10 protein-coding genes are annotated in these 7,706 nt (G+C 50.6%); 9 read left to right on the top strand and 1 reads right to left on the bottom strand.

What is annotated here, in order from left to right:
- From IQ260_RS23940 to IQ260_RS23925, 4 genes are all read left to right on the top strand, one after another.
- Positions 1-261 (top strand): bifunctional nuclease family protein (locus tag IQ260_RS23940; RefSeq protein ID WP_193995597.1); only part of this gene is annotated, 261 nt, incomplete at its 5' end.
- Between the two features lie 90 nt (positions 262-351).
- Positions 352-1,458 carry an aldo/keto reductase gene (locus IQ260_RS23935; RefSeq protein WP_193995596.1) on the top strand — a complete coding sequence of 369 codons (1,107 nt, stop codon included), beginning with the start codon at positions 352-354 and terminating at the stop codon, positions 1,456-1,458.
- Positions 1,459-1,619: 161 nt separating this feature from the next.
- The gene (locus IQ260_RS23930) at positions 1,620-2,864 is read left to right on the top strand and encodes a ferrochelatase (protein WP_193995595.1); all 1,245 of its coding nucleotides are present in this window, start codon (positions 1,620-1,622) and stop codon (positions 2,862-2,864) included.
- 93 nt (positions 2,865-2,957) lie between these two features.
- Positions 2,958-3,398 carry an SRPBCC family protein gene (locus tag IQ260_RS23925; RefSeq protein ID WP_193995594.1) on the top strand — a complete coding sequence of 147 codons (441 nt, stop codon included), beginning with the start codon at positions 2,958-2,960 and terminating at the stop codon, positions 3,396-3,398.
- A 56-nt stretch (positions 3,399-3,454) separates the two neighbouring features.
- Here IQ260_RS23925 and IQ260_RS23920 read toward each other — a convergent pair whose 3' ends face one another.
- On the bottom strand, positions 3,455-3,682 hold the full coding sequence (locus IQ260_RS23920) for a hypothetical protein (protein WP_193995593.1): 228 nt from the start codon (positions 3,680-3,682) through the stop codon (positions 3,455-3,457).
- A 348-nt stretch (positions 3,683-4,030) separates the two neighbouring features.
- Between IQ260_RS23920 and IQ260_RS23910 the strand changes: the two genes are divergently transcribed.
- From IQ260_RS23910 to IQ260_RS23895, 5 genes are all read left to right on the top strand, one after another.
- Positions 4,031-5,452: an HD domain-containing phosphohydrolase gene (locus IQ260_RS23910; RefSeq protein ID WP_193995591.1), complete on the top strand. Its 1,422-nt coding sequence runs from the start codon at positions 4,031-4,033 to the stop codon at positions 5,450-5,452.
- A complete protein-coding gene (locus IQ260_RS23905; protein WP_193995590.1) occupies positions 5,449-6,033 on the top strand; it encodes a pentapeptide repeat-containing protein in 585 nt (194 codons plus the stop codon). The genes IQ260_RS23910 and IQ260_RS23905 overlap by 4 nt, the downstream gene beginning before the upstream one ends.
- Positions 6,034-6,036: 3 nt before the next feature.
- On the top strand, positions 6,037-6,297 hold the full coding sequence (locus IQ260_RS23900; RefSeq protein ID WP_193995589.1) for a hypothetical protein: 261 nt from the start codon (positions 6,037-6,039) through the stop codon (positions 6,295-6,297).
- 137 nt (positions 6,298-6,434) lie between these two features.
- Positions 6,435-6,731: a substrate-binding domain-containing protein gene (locus tag IQ260_RS31555; protein ID WP_265579580.1), complete on the top strand. Its 297-nt coding sequence runs from the start codon at positions 6,435-6,437 to the stop codon at positions 6,729-6,731.
- Positions 6,673-7,386 (top strand): substrate-binding domain-containing protein, encoded by a 714-nt coding sequence (locus tag IQ260_RS23895; RefSeq protein ID WP_265579579.1) that lies wholly within the window; start codon positions 6,673-6,675, stop codon positions 7,384-7,386. The genes IQ260_RS31555 and IQ260_RS23895 overlap by 59 nt, the downstream gene beginning before the upstream one ends.
- Positions 7,387-7,706: the final 320 nt, after the last annotated feature.

The following is a 7,706-nucleotide window of genomic DNA, read 5'->3' as shown; positions in this document are numbered from 1 at the left end:
CTTAAAGACAATACGTTTTTCGCTACGATGACCGTCAAGCAGGGGGAAATCACCAAGGAACTCGATTCTCGGCCCAGTGATGCGATTTCTATTGCCCTGAGGATGGGAGCCCCGATCTGGGTGATGGAAGAGGTGGTAGCCGATGCCTCTATTCCAGTGGATCGAGAGGCGGATGAAGCTGAGAAAGAAGCTTTTCGGGATTTTGTTTCTAACATAAGTCCGTCAGACTTTGCCCAGCAGGGCCGCTCTTTTAACCAATAGCCCATCATCGATACTCTACTCATGTGAACTTCGCGCTCACTATTATCGATAATCTATCAGCAGCGGGATGTAAGGTGAGACATCCGCTCTATGCACTATCGTCGCTTTGGCAAAACTGAATTAAACCTCTCTGTATTTTCCTTGGGTACGATGCGTTGCCTGGATAATGCCGATGTGCTGCAGCAAGTGCTGCTTGAGGCCGTTGGTCGAGGAATTAATCATATTGAGACGGCACGGGGATATGGCCAGAGCGAGTGCTATATCGGCCAGGCGCTAAAGAGCCTGAATCGAGAGCAGCTGATCTTGACGACAAAGCTACTGCCCGGTAGCGACGTAGACCGGCTAATCGATGAGTCCCTAGCGCGTTTGGGGACTGATTACATTGACTGTCTGGCTGTGCATGGTGTGAATACACCCGAGCATCTGCAGCAAGTCGAGACCATGATGTCAGGTTTAGCTCAGGTTTTAGATGATGGTCGGGTGAGACATGTGGGTGCGTCTAGCCATGGGCCATTAGAGGTGGTGATGGGTGCGATCGCACTCCCCGTCGTCAGCTTTATCAACCTCCATTATTATTTTTTTAATCAGCGCAATGCCGCTGCGATTACCCTGGCTCACCAGCGGGATCTGGGTATTTTTATTATTTCTCCTGCTGACAAAGGCGGGCAGCTCTATACGCCCCCCGATACCCTCGCGGCGCTATGTACTCCCTTTGACCCCCTGTTGCTTACCTATCGCTGGTTGCTGAGCGATCCACGTATTACCACCTTGAGTGTGGGGCCAGCCGTGCCTACCGAACTTGATTGGCCATTGCAAGTAGCCAATCAGACGATGCCCTTAACCCATCAGGAGCAAGCAGCCCTGGATCGTCTAGAGCAGGCACAACCCAAGCGGCTGGGCACCGACCACTGTCGCCAGTGCTATGAGTGTTTGCCCTGTCCAGAGGCTATCCATATTCCAGAGATACTTCGCCTCAGAAACTTAGCTGTTGCCTATGATATGACCTCATTTGGTCAGTACCGCTATGGCATGTTTGAGCGCGCGGGGCACTGGTTCCCAGGGCGTAAAGGCAGTCGTTGTAGTGACTGCGGTGACTGTCTGCCTCGCTGCCCAGAGCACCTGGACATTCCCACCCTGCTACGCGATACCCACAAAAGACTGAAGGGGGCTGAACGAAGACGTCTGTGGAGTGATTGACCAATCACACAACAACTCAAGACTTAACACATAGCAACAGGCGCATGTCGATTCATCTCAAGAGTCTTAAATTCTTACAAGGGCTTTGAGTGGTCATAGAACAAGTGAGCTACCGTTTAGACCTTGGCCAATGCCTAACTCACCTTTGAGGCTCATTTTTTATGGTTGCGATTTCGCGCGCGCATCTATCCACTTCAGACCAGAACAACCCTGACGATCGCGTAGCGGTCTTGCTCATGGGGTATGGCGAAGTCGAAAGCTACGAAGACTTTGCTAACTACAACGAACAAGCTCTTAATCTGCTGACCGCTAAGTTTGCTCCAGTTCCCACCTGGATTTATCCCCCCATGGCCAAAATCTTGGCCCTATTTGATCGCCACGAATGGGATCACCAGCACGATCACTTTATTTCACCCCACAACGCCATTTTTGAGCGTCAGCGTGAGGGTATTGAAAAACATCTTCAAGCTAAGTGGGGAGACCGCGTTACTGTCTTTAAGGCGTTTAACTTCTGTGCTCCCCATTTGCCCCATCAGGTCCTAGAAGAGATCCAGGCTCAAGGTTTTACCAAGCTGCTGATCTACCCGCTGCTGGTGGTGGATTCTATTTTCACTAGCGGTATTGCGGTTGAGCAGGTCAACAATGCCCTAGGGCAGACATTTAAGGGTGCAGAAGACCACTGGCTCCAGGGCACCCGCTATATGCCTTCGTTCTACAATCAGCCTGACTATATCAATCTGCTAGCTCGCCAGGTAGAGGACAAAATTCGTGAGCATTTAGCCGTCGCTCATTTACCCTCTCAAACCGGTATTGTGCTGATGAATCATGGCTGCCCTCACAAGGCGAAAGGGTTTACCTCTGGGATTACCGAGAGTCAGCTGCTCTATGACGCAGTGCGAGAACGGCTGATCTACAACTATCCCCTAGTGACCATTGGCTGGCTAAATCACGACACGCCGATGATCGAGTGGACTCAGCCCAACGTCACCCTAGCCGCTCAAAATCTGATGGATTTGGGGGCGACAGCCTTAGTCTTTATGCCCATTGGCTTTGTGACTGAGAACCATGAAACGCTGTTGGATGTGGATCACATCATTGGTCATTTACGACGGAAGCGTCCCGACGTTACCTATGTACAAATGCCCTGTGTCAATGACACCGATGATTTTCTTTCCATGGCTGCTGGCTGGGTAGACGGACTGATTTCAGATCTGATGGGCGACCAGGGTAGTGTAGTAAGTCAGCGTCATCGAGAGCGGATTGCAGCAGAACTGCACGCTCATGATGGCCACTCCCATGGTGGTGATCACCACCATCACGATGGCCACCACCATGGGGAGCATAACCATCACCATGGGGAGCATAGCCAATCACACGAAAAGCACCACGCCCACCATGGTCACTAGCGATCACTACTAGCTCCAGGTAACTTTTGTGATCTCAATCAGCATGCTGGGCCGTAAGAAAATACGGCCCAGCATGGCCGCGACTATATTTCTATGGGTGTTTTTGAGCAGTCAGTTTTTATCAATGCCAACGCTACGACGGTTGAACGTTGTATTTGCGATCGCACCCTCATGCATCAATGGCTCAACCCAGCCCTACGCTGTGAGCCCATGGGTGAAACCTGGAGTACAGATTTGAACAGCCAAACCCGTTTTATCATTCAAGTGCCGCTGCTGCAGCCCAGTTTGATCAGTACGGTAGTAGAACGTCGCCCTGGGCTAATCGTATGGGCCTTTACCGGTTTCTTTACCGGTAGAGATCGCTGGGAGTGTATTCCAGAAGCCTCCGGCACTCGCCTCATCAACCGATTTGAGTTTGAAATTCCCAACCCGCTGGTGGCATTTGGTTTCCAAAAGTTTGCTGCCCACTGGACTAAGCAAGATATGGAAGCCCAACTAAGACGGCTAAAGCAAGTAGCAGAGCGGATGATTTAAGTTAGACAGAGGCTGCAGGGACAGCAAAGGATTGGCAAAGGATTGGCCCATGCCGCTTAGTTACCAAGATTAATCTGCGGTGCTTCCATAAAACCGTCTTCTTGGAGCACTTCCCCAATCAGGGCTTTATCTTGGTTAATACAGTCAGGCTTTTTCGCATACTGGCAAACCCTGGCATAGAGACGGGCACGGGTACCGGTCGAGCCATTGGCAAATTGGACAACGTCATTGCTGATGGTGACGTCGCATACGGGACAATTTTGGTCTGGAGAGGGCGTGGTCATAGGTTTAAATTGATTATGATGAAGGTCACCGATCGTAACGATGTGGCCTCTATATAAGGTAAGTACTCTTACTGATTTCAGCCACATGCTTTGTGTCGATTGATAACAAAACTGAGGCATATTGACTATTTAGAGCATGCTCAATCAACTCAATGGCCACTGCTTGGGTTTTTCTGAGCACGTTGAGAACGACTTATCGTTTAGATGGGCCACGCTTTTCATCAAAGTATGAAATCATAGATATTGTCTGGCTGATTTACATAGACTCCATCTGGCGCGAATTTGGAGCTTGGACGTATCAGTTTTTTCTGCGTACAGACGCTGACCCGGTTTACCAAGAGTCTGACTATGAACTCTGAGGCTACCCTCAATCAACTAAAGACTATTTTGCCCGAGGGGCAAATGCCATCCAGCTATGGTGTTTACTTTAAAAATACGCTGGTGGCCCTTTGTCATGCCTTAGAGGATCACATCCTTGAGCAGCCAGTTGGCTCTGAGCCGCTGGTCCTGGTGACGTTTCAGCGAGGTAAATGGTACCTCCAAGAAGCCGATCGCTATAAAGACATTGCTCACCGTTCCCAGAGAGTTGCGATCGCAGCTGTGCCAGATAGTGGGTTTGGCAGCCATGCCACAGGGCAGCTAGATAACGTTGACCTAGTGGACTTGCAGACTGATGATAGCCTGACGCAAGAATGGAATTTAGTGATTCTCGCCCCTGGCTACGCCGCCATGGTGCTGTGTCATGAGCTATCCGATGCTGAATATCGGCGCGACAGTACCCCCACCGTAGACGTCGAACGTAAGTTTTATGGTCTTTGGACCTTTGAACGAGGCCCTGTCGAAGCGGCTACAGAAATTTTAATCGAGCGGATGCGTCCCTATGGTGACTCATTGGCCGATCAGCTCACAGAAAGGTTTAATGCGCTTAAAGAGCATCCGTCGAGTAGCGCTACCGACTTGAGTGGCGTTGTTTCTCGCATCGTCAACTATCTGCAGAGCAGTCAGCAGCAGCTGGTCACCGTCAGTCGTCAAACCCGAGAACTTTGGGAGCTGGAAGGCCAAGCCAATAAGCTCAATCGCAACTTAGCCGCTAACAAGCTGCAGGCCTTTTTGCGCATGGTGCAAAAAATTGACGAGCGCGACCCATCAAATCCAACCGCCTCCCTACAGGTCTCTGCCCTGGCAGAGACTCTGGGGCAGCTGCTCGATCTGCCCACCCTACAGCTACGCCGTTTGCGATTAGCCGGGCTACTGTTTCGCATTGGCTTAGCCGAAGCGCCCCAGGAAATCTTTCAGCAAACCTCAGATTATTTAGACCAATCTAGCTTGGTATTTTGGCGCGATCGCGCCGCCCTGGGTGGTCAGCTACTGTCCTCTATGCCTGAGCTGGCACCCATTAGTCGCATTGTCACCCACCAGCTGGAATATTGGGATGGCAGCGGCTCCCCCGACGGTTTGAAAGGTGAAGATATCCCAGTGGAATCCAGAGTATTGGGTCTGGTCGCCTATTTCCAAGAGCTGACTGAATCCAGAGGCGATCGCACGGCCATGTCCCCTGGGGATGCCCTGGCAGCCTGCGAACAGCTCAGCGGTCGGCGGTTTGATCCAAACCTAGTCGAATCCTTAGAGAGCGTTGTGCGACTAGCTGAGATGGGTATGTTACAGCTGCCAAAACAGCCCAGTCAGCAACCCACTGTTTGGCTCGAAGACATCAGACCCCAAGCTAGCTCCCCAGGCAAGCGTTCCATGCCTAAGGAGGTAACCCCATGAGCCCAGCGGAGACAACAGCCATTATTCAAGGCGATCAAAAAGATCTGATGGGTGTGGATCTAGCCGGTTTAGATCTGAGTAGTGCTAGCCTATCTCAGGCAAATTTAAAGGGCAGTAACCTCAACGGTACTATTCTCAAGCAAGCAGATCTGCGTGCCAATTTGCGGGGGGCTGATTTGATGGGGGCAAACCTCACTGAGGCCGATCTCCGTAATGCTGACCTGCGGGGTGCTGTACTACTCGAAGCCGATACGACCAATGCCAGCTTTGCCGGGGCATTTTTGGCAGGCGCGGTTTTGAGTAACCTGAATCTGTTGAGAGTAGATCTCCGGGGAGCCGATTTGCGAGGCGCAAATTTATCAGGCTGTATCTTACGTAATGCTGACCTAGGCAACGCAAATCTGGCAGGGGCAGATTTGTCTGGCGCAGACTTAGAAGAAGCGACGCTTGTTGGCGCTGTGTTACGAGGGGCTAATTTAACCAACGCCAATTTACTCTGTGCCTGTGTAGATAATGCCAACTTTGACGGAGCAACGCTGTACGGTGCCTGCGTAAGCGGTACACCATTAGGCCTGCAATAATCCATGGGCACCCAAACTAAAGGCAAGACTATCTTTCTGCTCACCTCTATGGTGGGTTGGCTTCTGAGTGGTGGGGCCTTGATCTATCTATCCCCGTTTTTAGCTAACCTGGTATCCCCATCAGCAACCACTAGTTTGTGGATGGAAAACCTGACTCGAGGCGGTTACAATCCCATGCTCGCATTGGCAGCTGGTGGCGGTATTTTACTCTTAACCGTGGCAGGCAATGCTATCTGGTATCGATATTTTGAGGATAAAGTTTAACACAGCTGACCTACCATTTCGTTTACCTGGTGTTAAACAGAATAATCCTGCTTCTTAAACCAGCGGTTAGGCTGCCTTAACGTTCGATCTCTACATTACTTTGTGGCCTAAAGAAAATAGCCACGGAGTGTGTTGTTATGGTTAAGCTTGCTAAGTTTTTTGGCACAGTAGCGGCAGTAGCTGCTGGTGCTCTGACTGCTACATCTGCAGTGGCTCAAACAATCGCCATTGACGGTTCCAGTACTGTTTTCCCCATTACGGAAGCAATGGCTGAAGAGTATGCCCTCAGTGGAAATTCGGCATCTGTCACCGTTGGCGTTTCCGGTACCGGTGGTGGTTTCAAGAAATTCTGTGCTGGTGAGACGGTCATATCCAATGCATCTCGCCCCATCAAAGATTATAGAGAAAGAGCTTTGCGCTGCCAATGGCATTGACTATATTGCTGTTCCGGTTGCCTATGACGCGTTGACTGTGGTGATCAATCCCGCAAACGACTGGGCCACTGAAATGACTGTTGAGCAGCTAAACACGATGTGGGATGCGCCAGCTGAGGGCACGATCGAACGTTGGAATCAGATTGATTCTTCTTGGCCAGATGAAGAGATTGGCCTATACGGTCCTGGTACTGACTCTGGTACGTTTGACTATTTCACTGATGAAATCAATGGTGACGGTGGTGTTAGCCGTGCTGACTACACTGCCAGTGAAGATGACAACGTACTGGTCCGGGGTGTTGCAAGCGATCCCTATGCCATCGGTTACTTTGGTTTAGCTTACTTTGCTGAGAACGATGACATTCTCAATGCGGTGAGCATCTACAACGAAGACCTAGGTGAGTTTGTTGAGCCTAGCAAAGCGAATGTTGAAGCTGATATTTACCAGCCCCTTGGTCGTCCTATCTTTATCTACGTAAATACTGCGGCGTTGGCTAACTCTAGCACTGGTGTTGCTGACTTTGTTGAGTTCTACCTTGAGAATGCGGACGCTGGTGACCTGATTCTTGAAGTGGGTTATGTGCCTCTGCCCGATGGCGCAATTGACCCCACGCTCGAAGCTTATGACACCGAGGCAACGACTGCTTTGAACTAGCGGCCAGCCTCGTTTTCGATTTTCACGTGCTCAGTGTGCATCACCCATTTCTGCCTTGGAGGAGCGAACATTCCTCCAAGGTTTCCTTAGTGTTTATTCTCTAGTTTGTCCCCCATGGTCAGGGTTGAACGATCTGATTCTGAGAATCCATTGGTCGGCATGACCACCAATAGTCTTCTGCAGCCTCTTTTGTCTGACTTTTCCTACTAAGTGTTCAAACCCTTGATAGTCATTACTTGTGGCCCATAGCCTGATCATCCGCTAAAGTGAGTGCACCGCTACCCAGGGAGCCACCGATGAGTACAGAGCGCTATGAGCAA

The sequence above is a fragment of the Leptolyngbya cf. ectocarpi LEGE 11479 genome, assembly GCF_015207065.1.
Lineage (GTDB): Bacteria > Cyanobacteriota > Cyanobacteriia > Phormidesmidales > Phormidesmidaceae > Leptothoe > Leptothoe ectocarpi.
Note: the sequence above shows the minus strand (reverse complement) of the source record. Positions and strands in the feature narration are given on the sequence as shown.

Excerpts from the sequence above, each read along its gene's own strand:
- IQ260_RS23935 (WP_193995596.1), top strand. The coding sequence starts at position 352 with ATGCACTATCGTCGCTTTGGCAAAACTGAATTAAACCTCTCTGTATTT.
- IQ260_RS23930 (WP_193995595.1), top strand. The coding sequence starts at position 1,620 with ATGGTTGCGATTTCGCGCGCGCATCTATCCACTTCAGACCAGAACAAC.
- IQ260_RS23925 (WP_193995594.1), top strand. The coding sequence starts at position 2,958 with ATGGGTGTTTTTGAGCAGTCAGTTTTTATCAATGCCAACGCTACGACG.
- IQ260_RS23920 (WP_193995593.1), bottom strand. The coding sequence starts at position 3,682 with ATGACCACGCCCTCTCCAGACCAAAATTGTCCCGTATGCGACGTCACC.
- IQ260_RS23910 (WP_193995591.1), top strand. The coding sequence starts at position 4,031 with ATGAACTCTGAGGCTACCCTCAATCAACTAAAGACTATTTTGCCCGAG.
- IQ260_RS23905 (WP_193995590.1), top strand. The coding sequence starts at position 5,449 with ATGAGCCCAGCGGAGACAACAGCCATTATTCAAGGCGATCAAAAAGAT.
- IQ260_RS23900 (WP_193995589.1), top strand. The coding sequence starts at position 6,037 with ATGGGCACCCAAACTAAAGGCAAGACTATCTTTCTGCTCACCTCTATG.
- IQ260_RS31555 (WP_265579580.1), top strand. The coding sequence starts at position 6,435 with ATGGTTAAGCTTGCTAAGTTTTTTGGCACAGTAGCGGCAGTAGCTGCT.
- IQ260_RS23895 (WP_265579579.1), top strand. The coding sequence starts at position 6,673 with ATGCATCTCGCCCCATCAAAGATTATAGAGAAAGAGCTTTGCGCTGCC.